The organism is Paenibacillus diazotrophicus (assembly GCF_042610465.1).
In genome coordinates this window covers 105,931-121,325 of record NZ_JBGJZN010000006.1, presented here as the reverse complement: position 1 = coordinate 121,325, position 15,395 = coordinate 105,931, and the positions used below count along the sequence as shown (strand labels likewise).

The 15,395-nt window shown below is 50.5% G+C and carries 12 protein-coding genes and 1 tRNA gene; 4 read left to right on the top strand and 9 right to left on the bottom strand.

The annotated features are described in order from the left end of the window. Positions 1-4: 4 nt before the first annotated feature. From ACAN54_RS21505 to ACAN54_RS21485, 5 genes are read right to left on the bottom strand one after another with little or no spacing between them, the layout of a single operon-like run. On the bottom strand, positions 5-346 hold the full coding sequence (locus tag ACAN54_RS21505) for an AraC family ligand binding domain-containing protein (protein ID WP_379160208.1): 342 nt from the start codon (positions 344-346) through the stop codon (positions 5-7). Between the two features lie 53 nt (positions 347-399). Beyond that, entirely contained in the window at positions 400-1,083 is a 684-nt protein-coding gene (locus tag ACAN54_RS21500) for a flavodoxin family protein (protein ID WP_379160205.1), read from the bottom strand. Between the two features lie 28 nt (positions 1,084-1,111). Then, a complete protein-coding gene (locus tag ACAN54_RS21495) occupies positions 1,112-1,411 on the bottom strand; it encodes an AzlD domain-containing protein (RefSeq protein ID WP_379160202.1) in 300 nt (99 codons plus the stop codon). Beyond that, positions 1,408-2,130, bottom strand: a complete 723-nt coding sequence (locus tag ACAN54_RS21490; protein ID WP_379160198.1) for an AzlC family ABC transporter permease — start codon at positions 2,128-2,130, stop codon at positions 1,408-1,410. Before ACAN54_RS21490 ends, ACAN54_RS21495 begins: the two co-directional genes overlap by 4 nt. After that, positions 2,090-2,911: a B3/B4 domain-containing protein gene (locus tag ACAN54_RS21485; protein ID WP_379160195.1), complete on the bottom strand. Its 822-nt coding sequence runs from the start codon at positions 2,909-2,911 to the stop codon at positions 2,090-2,092. Before ACAN54_RS21485 ends, ACAN54_RS21490 begins: the two co-directional genes overlap by 41 nt. Before the next feature lie 201 nt (positions 2,912-3,112). Here ACAN54_RS21485 and ACAN54_RS21480 point away from each other — a divergent pair. Further along, positions 3,113-3,186, top strand: a tRNA-Pro gene (locus ACAN54_RS21480). Between the two features lie 86 nt (positions 3,187-3,272). On the opposite strand, the gene ACAN54_RS21475 is transcribed toward ACAN54_RS21480, so the two are convergent. Together ACAN54_RS21475 and ACAN54_RS21470 are read right to left on the bottom strand one after the other, a co-directional pair. Next, positions 3,273-7,259, bottom strand: coding sequence for a glycoside hydrolase family 10 protein (locus ACAN54_RS21475; RefSeq protein ID WP_379160192.1), 3,987 nt, complete (start codon positions 7,257-7,259; stop codon positions 3,273-3,275). 165 nt (positions 7,260-7,424) lie between these two features. Beyond that, positions 7,425-8,615: an Acg family FMN-binding oxidoreductase gene (locus ACAN54_RS21470; protein ID WP_379160188.1), complete on the bottom strand. Its 1,191-nt coding sequence runs from the start codon at positions 8,613-8,615 to the stop codon at positions 7,425-7,427. 230 nt (positions 8,616-8,845) lie between these two features. Here ACAN54_RS21470 and ACAN54_RS21465 point away from each other — a divergent pair, with 230 nt between their 5' ends. Continuing rightward, the gene (locus ACAN54_RS21465) at positions 8,846-9,430 is read left to right on the top strand and encodes an LOG family protein (protein WP_379160185.1); all 585 of its coding nucleotides are present in this window, start codon (positions 8,846-8,848) and stop codon (positions 9,428-9,430) included. 104 nt (positions 9,431-9,534) lie between these two features. On the opposite strand, the gene tyrS is transcribed toward ACAN54_RS21465, so the two are convergent. Continuing rightward, positions 9,535-10,794, bottom strand: coding sequence for a tyrosine--tRNA ligase (tyrS, locus tag ACAN54_RS21460; RefSeq protein ID WP_379160182.1), 1,260 nt, complete (start codon positions 10,792-10,794; stop codon positions 9,535-9,537). A 545-nt stretch (positions 10,795-11,339) separates the two neighbouring features. Between tyrS and ACAN54_RS21455 the strand changes: the two genes are divergently transcribed. Beyond that, on the top strand, positions 11,340-12,950 hold the full coding sequence (locus ACAN54_RS21455) for a cellulose binding domain-containing protein (RefSeq protein ID WP_379160179.1): 1,611 nt from the start codon (positions 11,340-11,342) through the stop codon (positions 12,948-12,950). Positions 12,951-13,219: 269 nt separating this feature from the next. After that, complete coding sequence (locus tag ACAN54_RS21450; protein ID WP_379160176.1) at positions 13,220-14,719, top strand: amidase; 1,500 nt, start codon at positions 13,220-13,222, stop codon at positions 14,717-14,719. 123 nt (positions 14,720-14,842) lie between these two features. Here ACAN54_RS21450 and ACAN54_RS21445 read toward each other — a convergent pair whose 3' ends face one another. Beyond that, positions 14,843-15,277 carry a MarR family winged helix-turn-helix transcriptional regulator gene (locus tag ACAN54_RS21445; protein WP_379160173.1) on the bottom strand — a complete coding sequence of 145 codons (435 nt, stop codon included), beginning with the start codon at positions 15,275-15,277 and terminating at the stop codon, positions 14,843-14,845. Positions 15,278-15,395: the final 118 nt, after the last annotated feature.

Sequence of the window (15,395 nt, the reverse complement as noted above, 5' to 3'; positions counted from 1 at the left end):
TGATTTAGTCCATTTCATCCATAACAAACACTAGAGTCGGGCTGCCTTCCATCCCTTGTGACCGGTGCGGATCTCCATCAGGAATCACGAAGCCCATTCCAGGTCTGCAGGATACCTTCCGATCCTCGTAATGTATGGTGAATTCTCCCTGCAGCACATAACCCACATGCCCTTTCAGGCACCAGTGCTCTTCATTAAATCCCGGAGGAAGCTCTAGTAACCGCAGCCGCTTATTGCCGATATAACTGATTTTCACACGTCCGTTTGCACCCGGCTTTTCCCAACCTGTCCATTCCATGTTAGGAAAATCAATCCCTCCAAGAGCTTCCAGTTCCTTATTCGTCACAACCATCAACCTCCACTTTTCATTATATGGATAACCTTATAGGGGTTATTCTCTTATACTAGCGGTGCCTGCAGACGCAGAAGCTCGTTCTCACATATTCTTCGCTCATTCTCTTCCTCACACTGCAGAAAGGAATGGTTCGTAATCTGCAAATAATGCTTCATGGCTGAGATCATATCAATCATCCGGTTGATCATTCTTCGGACAGAGTCTAGCCCTTCCAAATCACTGAATGCCTCATTGGCTTGTCCGGCATGCAGAAGAGCGGGGAAACCGCTCCCTACCATAATCATCCGATTCAGCAGAATATTGTTCACAATCTGGGAATGCACGTGCTGGTGATTGTAACGCCGGCCAGTAATGATCGCTCCGCCTACTTTGTTTGTAAGGGGGCGTTCAAACCGGAGATAGCATACCCCTGAGCGTTCTATGAATATTTGCATGAGATGCCCCATCCCAAAGCCATGAACAGGAACCGCATAGATAATCCCTTCGGCCTTCTGCATCCTTTGCACAATATACTGCATGTCATCCGTCAGTTCGCAAGCGTTCTCCCGATTATTGCAATCCCCGCAAGTTCCACAAGCTGAGATGTTGAAGTCTCTTAAATTCAGTACAGAGAGATTTGCACCCCTTTGATTGGCAATTTGATTGCCATACTGAAGAATTTGGTCTGTATTCCCACCGATGCGGGTTGACCCGCATATTGCTAGCAGTTCTACCGGCTTAGTATCCATAGCTGAATAATCCTCCCACTATAAATAATCACAGAATTTTTACAATAACAGCCACGGTAACAGAAGCAATAATTACGCCAAACAAAGGAACCTTTCTTAGGAGTACAAGAATAATAGCGGCAACGCCCGCTGCAATCCCAACCATTGGGGCCTCTTCATCGACCTGAAAAATACCGGGAATGATTAATGCGCTGAGTACGGCCAAGGGGAGATTCTCCAGAAACCAGTTTGTCCGCTCTTCCATCTCCGGCTTCCTGACGAGCAGCAGCGGTGCAAACCGAAACAAGAAAGTAATCATGCCCATTCCCAGGATTAATAATATTGTCACAAGACTTCACTCCTGACCTTGTCTTCTTTGACAGGGAATATTCCACCTACGCATGCCCCAATGATCATGGCTACAACTACAGTTGCAGTTCCTAAGAGTGGCTGTAACAACCATGAGGAAGCAGCTGCTGTAATGCAGATCGCCAGGTTTCTTCTATCCCGCCGGATCTGGGGGATAACCAGTGCAATTAGCAAAGCGTACAGGGAAGTATTCAGCGCCGGCAGAATATCTGCGGGAATATATCCTGCGAGCAAGATTCCTGCATAAGTTGAGATTAGAGTGACGGCATATGGCGGGACCTCTAGCCCCAACAAGTAAGGAAGAGAATGATTACCTGAATCTTTCCGGTGTTTGTCTGACATCATGCTTACCGCATACACTTCTTCTGTTAGACCGAATCCAACAAGCCCCTTGTGCAAGGGGTTGGAATTCCGGTTCATCCTGGAGGAGAACGACATGCTGATAAAAAAGTATCGCAGGTTAATTACGAACGTAAGTAACAAAATAATAGGTGCAGCGGTTCCCAATGCGAGCAGTTTGGCAGCTATAAACTGGCTTGCTCCGGCGTAGACCACAGCAGATAGAAGGAAGACCTCCAGGTCGCTTAAGGAAAGGGCTTTGCCAACCAAGCCGAAGGTAATACATGCCGGGATATATCCGATAACAATGGGAATGGAGTCAATGATACCCTTCTTCACTTGCTTCATAGGTTCTGTCACGATCCGAGAAAACCTCCCCAGTATGTAATTCAAAGGTATGCATCGGGGAATCTTTATGAATAAAAGCCCATTCAGATCGCCCTTCCCCGGTGAAAGGGTGCAGCAATTCATTTAAAAGAAACGTGGTTGCCTCTACCAGCACTCTAGCTTCTTTATGGACGGCTTCAATCGTAAACAGCATGCTTGAGGATTCCGTGGTGGTCTTAATATGGTCGCTCTGCCGCCAGTTCCAGCGCCGGGAATGGGCCCTTCCAGAATGATCCGCATAAATAATCTCACCGGTGGAAGGATTCTCATATTCATCCACTTTCCCAATCGGCAAGAATTGCTCATTCCCCACAGCTCTTCTAATAACAAATTCTTGTACATCAGAGATATCACAGGAAGCTATGGGTGTGCGGCACTTCAAGGATATAGCATTGCATAAATTCACTAGCGTATTGATCCGTGCCAATGCCCCCTGTTCGACTACACGTCTTATGAGAGATTCTGCAGCGCAAGGGTATCTTGCGGGCTTGACACCAAATTGACTGTATACCTTACGCCAAGCAGCAATGGTGGGAATTTCGCTTACGGTATCTTTTTGCAGACCTGAGTTAATGATCTCCTGTTCCATATGAGTGAGCAGCGCATTCACTTCAGAATCCTTGTCTAAGTGTGCAATATGAGAAGTGGCGATCAGTCCAACATGTAAATCCGGGGCAATCTCAAAGACATCCTTTGAAAATTCAACCTTAAACGCTCTGCTGCTCTTATCTCTGCTAGTCTGGATTTGATTCATCTTGCTCCTCCTTCACTTTACTGCATTGCAGCACTACATGGAATATTATACCTTATATTCACTTTATTTATAAATTACCAATTGTAAACCAATAGACCATACCAATTTTTACCTCATTATTATTTACAAACGCTTTCACAGAGGTGTATAATTTGTGTGTTTCATAGTTTCCCTGCCAGAAAATAAGGCGTTGTCTATTGTCGAGACGTAGCTCAGCTTGGTAGAGCGCTTGCTTCGGGAGTAAGAGGCCGCAGGTTCGAATCCTGTCGTCTCGATTACACAAAAAAACAGCCAGTCACCGGAAAGATACCGGTGGTTGGCTGTTTTTTGTGTAAAGAATTCTTAGGTCTAAACGCTGTGCTTACAGCTTCCAAATGCGGTACACAATGACTGCTGCTTCAGCGCGGGTGAGCGGTTCGTTCGGAGCAAGCTTGCCGTTCTTGCCGTTCACGATTCCGTATTTCACCAAGGATGCCACACTCTCTTGGGCATAATCAGAGATTTGGTCCGCATCCGTATAAGCACTGATTATTCCGGTGCCGCTGCTCTTCTTACCTGCAGCTGCCAGAGCACGGGAAGCGATCACCATCATATCCTGGCGAGAGATCATACGATCCGGTTGGAAGGTGTTGTCTTTATAACCAGAGACGATGCCTAGCTCCTTCGCGGCAGCAAGCTCTTTGCTGTAATAAGCGTCAGGCCGGACATCGCTGAATGCAGCTTGATCCTGGTCTACGCCTCTCAGCTCAAGGGCCCTCACAAGGAGCGCGATGAAGTCTCCTCTCTTCATAGAAGTAGCTGGAGAGAAGCTGCTCGGGGAGATGCCCTGGATAATATCACGTGCAGCTAGGGCGGACACTGCCTGCTGTGCCCAAGCTACGTTCCCCAAATCTTCAAAACCCATGGGCACATCCACTACAGCATAAGAACCAAATTGGGCGGTTTGAAAAATAAGCGCTCCACTTCCTGCGTCATATCGGCCATTAGGAATTGGGGTCATGCTGCCATTATCAGCGAGGCGCAGGGCCACCAGCGAATCCGGGTGGCTAAGCTGTTCCCCTGTTAGTGTGTAAGGAATTGAAATCTTAACAGGCGCATTCGGATGGTTCCATGTCATCACCTGACCGCCAGCAAGCACGTTCAAATCGATCACAGCACCGCTGCCAATCTGATCACGGGCTGCCGCAGGCAAACGGTCTTTGGAGACTTCTTTTACCAGGATCGACACGTACTCCAGGCTATCGGTTATGCTGGTCAGCAGGTTGCTTGGAATCTCAAGGACGGCCCGGTCTGTCTTCAGAAGTAGGACGAAGTTCTCCTGACCTTTCAAGCTCGCAGCCGGCAGTTGCACTTCATACGATAGAGCATTAGCCTGCTTCGGTACGTCGATAATAATCTGTTTCTTACCATTTGCCGCTGGAGCAGCTTGCTCAAGCGCTTGGTTCAAGACGTTGCTCGAGATCGCTGCCTTAGCCTCTCCGCCCTCAGTCTTCACTTCGGGTTTAAGCGTAACCACGCCGTCCTTACTCACAACGCTTCCTGTCCCTTTGTTGGTAGCGACGGCAGCTGTTGCTGTTGGTACCGGTGTTGGGGCTGGTGTGGCTGCCGGTGTTGCTGCCGGTGTTACTGTTGGAGTCGGCTCTGAATTGGCAGGTTTACCGGATAAGGTCAGCAGACCATATACAGAGGTATCCTGATAGCCATTACCGGTCGTATCATTCCATGCGGCAACACTTTGACGGGCGCCGTCCTTGGCATCATTGATCTGTACGTCAAATCCGATTTTCTTATCATTGCTTGCTGTTATTTTTCTGAAAGGAATCTTCACTTCGACCGTGTAGTTGGTTCCGGCAACCTGGGTAGCTGATTGGAAACCTTCGGCGATGCTGGCTGGACTGAAGGTTGTTTCGTTGTCAAAATTCACTCGGAATTGTCCGTCATCGTCTTGATAAAACGTTGTTTTCCCGTTGTTTTCGTCCAGGAAGATTTCAACGGAATCCTGTTCCCATACGTTTGCACTGCTTTTGTCGAGCTGGGTATCGCTAACCTGGATTAATACGTACAGATTCTGATCATCCCAGAGGGTTCTGGCCACACCACTTGCACCCTGCCAAGCCATCTGGTACCGGTTAACCTGCATTGGAACTGCGTTGCTCCAGACCGCGTCCACGGTCCCGTCCACCACAGGTGTGGCATAGTTCGCGGTGGACTGGTAGGCATCTTTGGTATCTGGCTGATGCTCTCCCATGAATTTCACAGGATCAATAACGCCATAGTAAGCTGGCTTGGCCTGCAGGTTCTTATCGAACAACAGCGGGTTGGATTCGGATCTCCAGCTCGTATGGTCATCCATTCCCCAGAAGGTCACGCGCCCGATATGGGCGGAATGAGCCCTGAAGATATCCATCAGTTGTGCGTAGAGATAACCTTGGGCATCCGCCAGCTTGTCAGAAAGTTGATGATTGCTGCCAGCCTGAATGTCCAGCTCAGTAATACTCACTTCTACGCCCAGGGAAATAAACTTCTCCAAGGTCAATTTAACATTCTCTGGGTTCGTATTCACATTGTAGTGCGCCTGCATGCCGATGCCGTCAATCAAGTGTTTTCCCGGATGTGTAAGCGCATATTTTACGTTGATATCCGAGACCATATTATAAATGGCCTGTGCCTTATTCTGATTATCTTCATTGTAGTCGTTGTAATACAGCTTGATATTCCAACTGGGATGTTCGTCCAGTACTTCTCTCGCCGCCAGAAAGGCCTGCTCCAAGTAGTCGGGTCCAATGGCATTATACCAAGGAGATTGACGGAGCGACCCTTTCCAATCGGAGGGATTCGCCGGGTTATCATTCATCGCTTCATTAACGACATCCCAGGAGATGACCCTGTCGCCAAAATGCTCCATGACGGTTCGGATATGGGTTCTCAAGTTAACCAATGCTTCGTCCCTTCCCAAAGGGATGGTGTTGCCTTCCGCATCCTTGCTTGTATTCATCCATACAGGAGACTGTTGATGCCATACCAGCACATGCCCATGCATCTGCATCCCTTCAGCCCGAACCTTATCTACCATGGCATCCGCTGCCTCAAAGGTGAATACCCCCTTTACCTGCTGCAGGGCATCCGGTTTCATGGCGTTGCCTGCGGTGGCCACATTGTGATGCATTGTTAGGAGCTCCAGCCGGACACCTTCCAGATCCTCGCTAGAGATCGCGTTGCCGATCAAGAAATCGTTTTGATAGGCATTTTTTACAGGAACCAGATCCTTCTGTATGGCAATGGGGCCTGTGCCGGTTTTCTCAAAGCTGATGTCGTCGATATAGAAGGACGCAGTTGCATTATTGGAGCTTTCGACGTAGAGGGTCAAATACTCCCCGCCTACACTGTTATAGCGGTAGCTTCCCTCAAACTTTACCCAGCCGTCGCTGGTGCTGATGGTTTTGGGTGAAAGAGCCACATAATTGGCACTGCTGCCACTGCCGGTCTGTGTGGATAGCTGGAGCTGGGAGCTTGCGGGATCGATCAGCTTGACCCAGGCCGATATGGTATATTCGCTTCCCTTGTCTACATACTTCTCCACACGCAATGAAGGCCCGTTCCAGGTAGCAGATCTGTTCTCTACCTTTAAGGCATAAGAACCGCCCTGGGTATGGTTATCCTCCCCTGAGAGGGTCAGCTTCTCCGTCCCGGCTCTGCCCTCGAAGCCACCCGTAGTCTGGTCTTCAAAGGTAATGGTATTGAAAGGCAGCGCAGGATCTCTTGGCGGTTCTTCGCCCCCGCCCGAAGCTCTCTTTTCGGTAATCAAGAGGTCCCCGATGTAGAAAGAAACGGCAGCTCCAGCTGTATTGGAGTTCATGCGCAACGCCTGATCTTTACTGGTATCCACGGTAAATTCTTTAGTCAAAGTAACGGCTGAGCCTGCTTCATAAGGAGTTTCTGCATAATTCCCATAGCTGCTTACAGTTTGAAGTGCAGCATTTGCACCAACCGGCAGAGTTATCCCATCATCTACATAGACGACAGCGGTCACTGTGTAGGTTTTTCCATTTACGAGTCCGAGACTGCTGAATTTAAAATCAGCCGCATCCCAGTTGTTCACCCTGTTGCTTACGTATAAAGCTGCTCCGTCCGCATTGCCGTCAAAAACCTTACCGGTGACAGCCGTCAGGCTTGCGCTACCCGATTGAACAGCCTGGCCTGCACCACCTGCAAAGGTTTCATGATAAACCGTTACGGTATCTTCTTGCTGCAAGGGTTCAGCTTTCACAACCGGAGCGAGCCAGCCGAACGGAATAAGCAGGATAGCCGCCAGAAAGGCTGGAAAGACTTGTTTGAACATTTTTCTCATGCGTTGCACTCCTCTGTATGGATTTGGGATGAATGAATTAAGCGCTTACAACTATGAAAGAAGACGCGCCCCCTTTCTCAACCCAAATCGTAGCATACAGAAAAAGAGGCGTCTTACTCAAAATTAAAGAATGTATCGTGGTTTTTTTAGATCATCCGCCATTGGCTAGTCTGCAATAAGCTCCGTAACCTCTCTTCTCATACTCAGCGGAGTCTCCCGTGTCTGCTGGCCCATGCGGACCAGAAGCTGAATCGTCTCACCACCCGGGGCATACTCCTTGTGAATTCTTGTGTAAAGCTCTTTCATCTCAGGGTATTCCTCCAGCACCTGACTCAGCGGCTGCATCACCAGTCCTTGCTCATGACCTGCCAGTATCAGCCTGCTGTAGAGCATACCTGCCTTAACCTGGCTGGTGCGGCTATTGTCCTTGCTCAGAATCAGGGCGTACGCCGGTGAGTGGTCCGCTGCTTCCCGGGCCGACTGAACGGCAAGCTTGGTGGATGCTTTCTCATTATTCATGGACGGAAAGAGGGTGATTAGTCCCTGAAGAAGATGTTTTTTCGCACCTGTGGTCCCTTGCCCTTCGAATGAGAACCCGTAGCGGTATTGATTCTTCTGATATTCATTGGAACGGAAGATACGTGCTGATTCCTCATTCATCCGCGTAAGGCCGGTTTCAATAGCCGTGCCCTCTACTCCATAAGCTCCCAGCTTCTGAATGCTGGCTGAATCCGTCAGTATATTTAGGGTTAAATCCTTATCATCATTCGTCTGCTTCAGCTGTTCTATCTGCTCCGGCGTTAGCGGATCAGGCTTATAAGCCATCCGGTTCGTGTCCGGCAGAAACATAGAGTCGAACAGCGGATTCACCCGGGGCGCTGTCTTAACCAGTGTAATTTCCGCCACAGCCTTCTGCTTCATGCTCTCGCTTAAGTTCTGCTCATCATATTCCCCGTTAGGGAACAGCTTCATCTCCGCCTGATACCCAAGCTGCTCGCCGGCAATCCTAAGGTATTCCAAAAAAGTACCCTGCGAGACCAGAGTCTGCCGGGCCAAGGGGTCTGATTCCAGCGCAAGTCTCGTATAATCTGTATATAAAGAGAGCTTAAGCGGATTGTGCTTGTCCAGGCGAATTGTCCAGGGCTGCATATTGTGTCCATTCGCTGCCAGGAGCCCGTACGCTGCCACTTGCAGGCGCGGATCTTCGAATTGGCTGGCATAATCCCGTTTCCAGGGGTCCAGATATTTCGCCTTCTTGAATGCACCGCTTGCCGTATATAACACCCCGACCAGTAACACGAACAGAACAACGACTGACAGCAGTACGATCATTGATCTTTGAGTACGCTTGCTCATAGCCATCTCCCTTATCTATCTATAATTTATGAACCTATTCCCATTCAGGCGTAAGTGCCTTTCCGGTTACAATGACAAGCCGCACAGTTCCAAGGGTTCAGGACATGAATTGCCGCTTTCTATTCATACCGGTGTGCAATAAGTTCATTGATGTGCTACCGTTAAGAAGTGTGCTCCGGGAGACCGCTTCCGGTGAGTGAATTCACTATGCAAAGGAGAGTTATTCACCTATGAAAAGTATCGCTGTATTTTGCGGATCACGTGACGGAGCTTCTCCCGTCTACAAGGAAAGCGCCCATGCGCTGGGTCAAGCGCTTGCTGAACATGGCATCACCCTGATCTACGGCGGAGCCACTGTTGGCCTCATGGGCGAGGTGGCGGATGCCGCGCTGGGTGCTGGCGGTAACGTTATCGGGGTAATCCCCCATTTTCTCAAAGGCCGGGAAATCGAGCATAAACAGCTCACGGAACTGATCGTGGTGGATTCGATGCATGAACGCAAATTAAAAATGTCGGAGCTGGCCGAAGGATTCATTGCTTTACCGGGCGGGCCGGGGACGATGGAAGAATACTTTGAGATTTTTACGTGGGCACAATTGGGGCTGCATCAGAAGCCTTGCGGTATATTGAACATACAGCATTATTATGATCCGCTGATTTCCCTGTTTGACCAGATGGCCCGGGAGCAATTCATGCTGGACAAACACCGGACTATGTTTCTCACCGATACAACACCTAAGGGGATTCTAGAGCAATTCGCTACCTACTCTCCTCCTTCTGTAAGGACTTATCTCACAGACGAACAGCGTACCTGACCGGGAATACTTTTTATGCAGCTAAAAAAGTAAGGGAGTGCATACAGCCATGAATATGGCTGTGCGCACTCCCTTTTTGGCGAACTGATATCCAGGCACCAGCTCTAGGCCAGCTTCACCAGACTGTAATTCTTCTTGCCCTTGCGAATGATGATAAAACGCCCGCCGATTGCATCTTCGGCAGTTACTTCCACCCCAAGATCGGTCACGCGCTCACCGTTCAGTGAAATCGCTCCCTTGGTGATATCTTCACGGGCCTGACGCTTGGACGGCTCAATCCCCAGATCGACCAGCCAATCCACGATATTCTTCGAATCCCTGCCAGATGTGAAGGTCGGCATTTCCTTAAATCCTTCCTCGATTTCCTCTGCCGTCAGGGAACGTATATCTCCGCTGAACAAGGCTGCGGTTATACGCTTCGCCTGTTCCAATAACTCCTCACCATGAACGAACCGGGTCATTTCTTCAGCCAATGCTTTCTGCGCTTCGCGCTTATGCGGTTCGGTCTGCACCTTCTCCTCCAGTGCGGCGATTTCCTCCTGGGTCAGGAAGGTGAAATATTTGAGGTATTTTACCACATCACGGTCATCGGCATTTGCCCAGAACTGATAGAACTCATATGGCGTTGTTTTTTTCGGATCAAGCCATATCGCGCCGCCTGCGCTTTTGCCGAATTTGGTGCCGTCCGATTTGAGCATCAGAGGGATTGTAAGGCCGAACACCTTGGCGTCCGCGCCCTCTTTTTTACGGATCAGATCCAATCCGCTTGTAATATTGCCCCATTGGTCGGAGCCGCCGACCTGCAGCTGCACATCCTCATGCTGGTACAAATGCAGGTAGTCGAGCGACTGCAGAATCTGGTAGGAGAATTCCGTGAACGAAATCCCGCTGTCCAGACGGCTCGATACCACATCTTTGGCGAGCATGGTGTTGATGCTGAAGTTTTTGCCATAATCTCTTAGAAATTCGATGACGTTAATCTTGTGGGTCCAGTCATAGTTGTTGACCATACGCACCTGATTGTCGCTATCGGTCACAAACAGCTTCTTCATCTGTGCTGTCAGTGCATCCACATTCGCCTGTATTTGTTCCATGGTCTGCAGGGTACGCTCACTCTGGCGGCCGCTGGGATCACCGATGGTTCCCGTTGCCCCGCCAATCAATATGACCGGACGGTGTCCGGCAAGCTGGAAGCGTTTTAGCACCATGAAGGGAATCAAATGGCCGATATGCATACTGTCGCCCGTTGGATCCACACCGCAGTAGAGTGAAACTGCCTTCGTGTTCGTTAATTCCCGCAGTCCTTCTGCATCGGTCTGCTGATTGATGGCGTCGCGCCATTCCAGTTCATCAATAATGTTCAAGCTGATACAGCCCCTTTGTTATGATTTTGGTATTTGTGGGAGATCAGGAAGCAACAAAAAAATCGCCCCCTTGTCTATTCAGACACAGGGACGATTATCATTAACCGTGTTACCACCCAAATTGCGCAGTCCGCCTGACGGCAGGGTCTGCACCACTCACAGCGAGGTATCGTTCGCTTGATCTCCGCTTGGCATTACCCAAGATACTCCAGAGTGTAATTCGCAGTCCATGTGTGTGCCAGGGTTCCATCCCCCCCGGCTTTCTGTAACAGGGACAAAGGCTGCTACTGTCTCGTTCATCGCATATCAGTTATAAGATTACTGAAAGTATAGTCAATTCAAAATTTGTTGTCAATGCAGGCAGGCATGTCCTCTATAAAATTAAATTTTTGTTATCATTTTTACATAACTATTCCCAAACAAACCTCTATATGTTATGTTGGATATATATGGATATTGGAGGTGGTCTGAGCCAGGTACCTCATACACTTCGGGGAGTATGCAGAATTAGATGGCAATTCAAATCCGCAAAGGAGGAACTATCCATGAAACTGAGTAAGCATTTTTCGTTCCGCAGCTTTAGTGTTTTGGCTCTAACGTGTGTCCTCATCCTCTCTCTCTCGCTCCCCCAGAAGCAGGCAGCAGCAGCGGGAACTTCCGTCAAGGGTTTTCATGTAAGCGGTACCAAATTGATTGATGCCACAGGCAGTCCCTTTGTTATGAGAGGGATAAATCATGCGCACACATGGTATAAAAACGACCTGGCAACAGCCATTCCTGCCATAGCAGCCACCGGCGCAAATGTAGTGCGGATCGTGCTCTCTGATGGGGGCCAGTGGTCTCTCGACAGCCTCTCCGATGTACAAGCTATGCTTGCCCTCTGTGATCAGTACAAGCTTACAGCCATGCTCGAGGTGCATGACGCAACCGGCTCGGATAATGCTTCTACACTGAATGCGGCCGTCAACTACTGGATCAGCATCAAGGATGCGCTAATCGGTAAGGAAGACCGGGTTATCGTCAATATTGCCAATGAATGGTTCGGCTCCTGGGGCACGCCGGCCTGGGCCAGCGGTTATCAGTCCGCCATTCCAGCCCTTCGGGCTGCAGGCATCAAGAATACGCTGGTCGTGGATGCCGCAGGCTGGGGTCAGTATCCATCCTCTATTTTCACTAGCGGGAACGTCGTGTTTAATTCCGATCCGCTAGCTAACACGATTTTTTCCATTCATATGTATGAATATGCCGGAGGATCTGCAACAACAGTAAAGAGCAATATTGACAACGCCCTGGCCATTGGGGTGCCGGTCATCGTCGGAGAGTTCGGCTGGAAGCATACCGGCGGAGATGTCGATGAAGCGACCATCATGAGTTATGCGCAGGAAAAAGGCGTAGGCTGGTTAGCGTGGTCCTGGTATGGAAACGGCGGTGGGGTCGAATATCTCGATCTGGCCAGCGGTCCTGCCGGCAGCCTCTCGGATTGGGGGAAATCCGTTGTGAACGGTGCCTATGGCCTGAAGGCAACCTCTGTGCTCAACAAAATCTATACCACACCCGGTTACGTGCCTGTTCCGGACAACGGAACAACACCTGCACCTTCAGCTACCGTGACACCGACTGCAACACCAACACCAACACCAACAGCAACACCGACACCCACTGCCACTGCAACTTCAACTCCAACAGTTGCGCCAACAGCGGCTCCAACAGGTCTTGCACTCTATTACCGCACCGCTGATACGAATGCAACGGACAACCAGATCAAACCCCATTTCAATATCAAGAATAACGGTACCTCCGCCGTCAGCTTAAGCGGACTGAAGATCCGTTATTATTTCACCAAAGACGGGTCACAGACGCTGAATGGTGCGGTTGATTGGGCACAACTGGGTGCTGCCAATATCACCCTTACCTTTGGAACGGCAAATGCCGCAGGTGCTGATTCCTATGTAGAAGTCGGTTTTACCCCGGGAGCAGGCCTTCTTCCGGCTGGAGGGCAGACTGGAGATATTCAGCTGCGGTTATTTAAAAGCGACTGGAGTAATTTTAGCGAAGCAGATGATTATTCGTTTGATCCTGCCAAAACGGCTTACAGTACCTGGAATCATGTAACCCTATATCAAAATGGCATCCTCGTATCAGGCGTACAGCCTTAAGCAAGGTTATTACAATCTGAATCCAACAAAAGGGGAGTACCGGCAGCCGCATCGCGGTCCGCAGTACTCCCCTTTGCATATGGCTTCCCTGACAGCGGGACGGGACAGAAGCGCTCCTCCTATTCTTCAAATATGTAACGGCTGGTGTATAATGCAAGAAGCATCTCTGAAATTCCCTGGTGTAGTGATACATAAGGTTAACCATTTCCAATACTACAACTCAGCGGACCCTGCCATTCAAGAGTCCCTGCCGAAAAGAGGTTGTCATCATGACATTATCTGCTTATTCCACCTATGATGCGCTGGGTCTTGCCGCGCTGGTCCGGGCACGGGAGGTGTCGCCACGTGAGCTGGTTGAGGCGGCTTTCGCCAGACTGGACGAGGTCAATCCCCTGCTCAATGCCGTTGTCCGCACCCGCCGGGAGGCGGCTTTGAAGGAGGCCGATGCCATGCCGGCAGCTGATCCGTCCCGGCCATTTGCCGGTGTCCCCTTTCTGCTGAAGGATATTTCCCAGGCGATTGGCGGCGAGCCGCTGACCTCTGGCGCCCTGCTCCTGAAGGATAACATTGCCAAACGCGATTCGAACTATGTCGCCCGTATCCGCAGCGGCGGGTTTATTCCGCTTGGTCACACGAATACTCCGGAATTCGGGCTAAAAAACATCACCGAACCCCTCCTGCACGGGCCTGCCCGGAATCCCTGGAGCACGGACCGCTCTCCCGGAGGCTCCAGCGGCGGAGCTGCCGCTGCGGTGGCCTCCGGAATCGTGCCGGCTGCGGGTGCCAGCGACGGAGGCGGCTCGATCCGCATCCCGGCCTCCTTCACCGGCCTGTTCGGGCTGAAGCCTACCCGTGGCCGTACGCCGGTAGGACCGGGAGTCGGCCGCCAATGGCAGGGCGCCTCCATCGATTTTGCGCTGACACGTTCCGTACGCGACAGCGCAGCCATGCTGGATCTGCTGCAGATTGTGCAGCCGGAAGCCGCATTTCAGACGCCGCTGTACCCCGGCGTCTATCTGGACGACCTGATGAAGCCCGCACAGCGCAAGCTGCGGATCGCATTCACAACAGCCTCCCCTGTTGGAACGCCAGTCACCGGAGAGGCTGCGGCGGCGGTATTAAAAACCGTAAAATGGCTCCAGGACGAAGGTCATGAGGTCGAAGAGAAGCTGAGTCCGGTGAACGGTGTGCGTCTGATGGAAAATTATTATACAATGAACGCCGGAGAAGTGGCAGCGATGTTCCTGTCACTGGAAACCGGGATGGGGCGCAGCATTGCGGCACATGAAGTGGATATCGTAACCTGGGTGCTGGGCGAAGCCGGTAAAAAGGTCTCCGCCGCTGAATTCGTGCACAGCCTGAATGAATGGGATGTAGCCGCTGCGCAAATGGCGGGTCTGCTGAGCCGCTATGATCTGTATATCACACCTGCGAACGCAGACTCGGCCCCTAAGATAGGGGAGCTTACTCAGCAGCCGGAGGAAATAGAAGCTTTGCTGCAAGTAAGCGAGCTGCCGAAGGAAGCGCAGCGGCGGATGATCTACGAGATGTTCGAGCCCAGTCTGACGTATACGCCTTTCACACAGCTGGCCAATCTCACAGGTCAGCCGGCAATGAGCGTCCCCTTGCACCTTACGCCCGCTGGCCTGCCCATTGGAGTTCAGGTTATGGCTTCCAAGGGCCGCGAGGATCTGCTGCTGCAGCTGGCCGCCCAATTGGAGCAGTCAGAACTCTGGGTCGGTATGCAAGGGAACCCTATGTTTCCTTGACATTGAACCAACCATTCTGCTGTATTTCGTACAATGCATTTCCCGGTTTCGGCCCCAAGGGGCCTTTTCCACGGAAATCCGTTACACAGAATACAGCAGTTTCTGTTTGGCGGCACCCTTCGGCTACTCCGGAACCTCTTCATGAATTGCAGCATTAAATTTCCGCAAAAGCTCGCCAAAAATCACACGTTCCCCATCGCTCCAACTGCTGAGCATTTTTCCGATAATGTCCTGCCGGGCCTTCTTATTCTCATTCAGCACTTCCTCTCCCTCATCCGTCATTTCCAGCGAATACGCCCGCCCGTCTTCCGGATCGGGAATACGCTTAACATACCCTTTTTGCTCCAGCGCTGCCGCCTGTCTGCTGACCGTAGATATATCCAGGTGGAATTCATCGGACAAAGCCTTCACGCCAGCCGAGCCGTGGGAGGCTATTTGATGCAGCAGCAGATAAGCGGAGCGGTCCAGATTGCCGACTTTTTTATAGGTGGTCATTGATACGAGGCGGCGGACCATAACGGCCATCTCCAGCTCTATGATATCTATTGAATTTTCCATGACAGTATTGTCCTTTCGTATACAACATGCATAGTATGATCATTGACATTACCATTCCCACTTGTATAATACAAGTATATACTTTCATCATACAAGTTATTTGACGGAATAGCAGGCT

Bases quoted from the DNA above. Each gene is read 5' to 3' on its own strand.
- ACAN54_RS21455 (WP_379160179.1), top strand. From the start codon at position 11,340: ATGAAACTGAGTAAGCATTTTTCGTTCCGCAGCTTTAGTGTTTTGGCT.
- ACAN54_RS21485 (WP_379160195.1), bottom strand. From the start codon at position 2,911: ATGAATCAAATCCAGACTAGCAGAGATAAGAGCAGCAGAGCGTTTAAG.
- ACAN54_RS21500 (WP_379160205.1), bottom strand. From the start codon at position 1,083: ATGGATACTAAGCCGGTAGAACTGCTAGCAATATGCGGGTCAACCCGC.
- ACAN54_RS21465 (WP_379160185.1), top strand. From the start codon at position 8,846: ATGAAAAGTATCGCTGTATTTTGCGGATCACGTGACGGAGCTTCTCCC.
- ACAN54_RS21475 (WP_379160192.1), bottom strand. From the start codon at position 7,259: ATGAGAAAAATGTTCAAACAAGTCTTTCCAGCCTTTCTGGCGGCTATC.
- ACAN54_RS21445 (WP_379160173.1), bottom strand. From the start codon at position 15,277: ATGGAAAATTCAATAGATATCATAGAGCTGGAGATGGCCGTTATGGTC.
- ACAN54_RS21470 (WP_379160188.1), bottom strand. From the start codon at position 8,615: ATGAGCAAGCGTACTCAAAGATCAATGATCGTACTGCTGTCAGTCGTT.
- ACAN54_RS21450 (WP_379160176.1), top strand. From the start codon at position 13,220: ATGACATTATCTGCTTATTCCACCTATGATGCGCTGGGTCTTGCCGCG.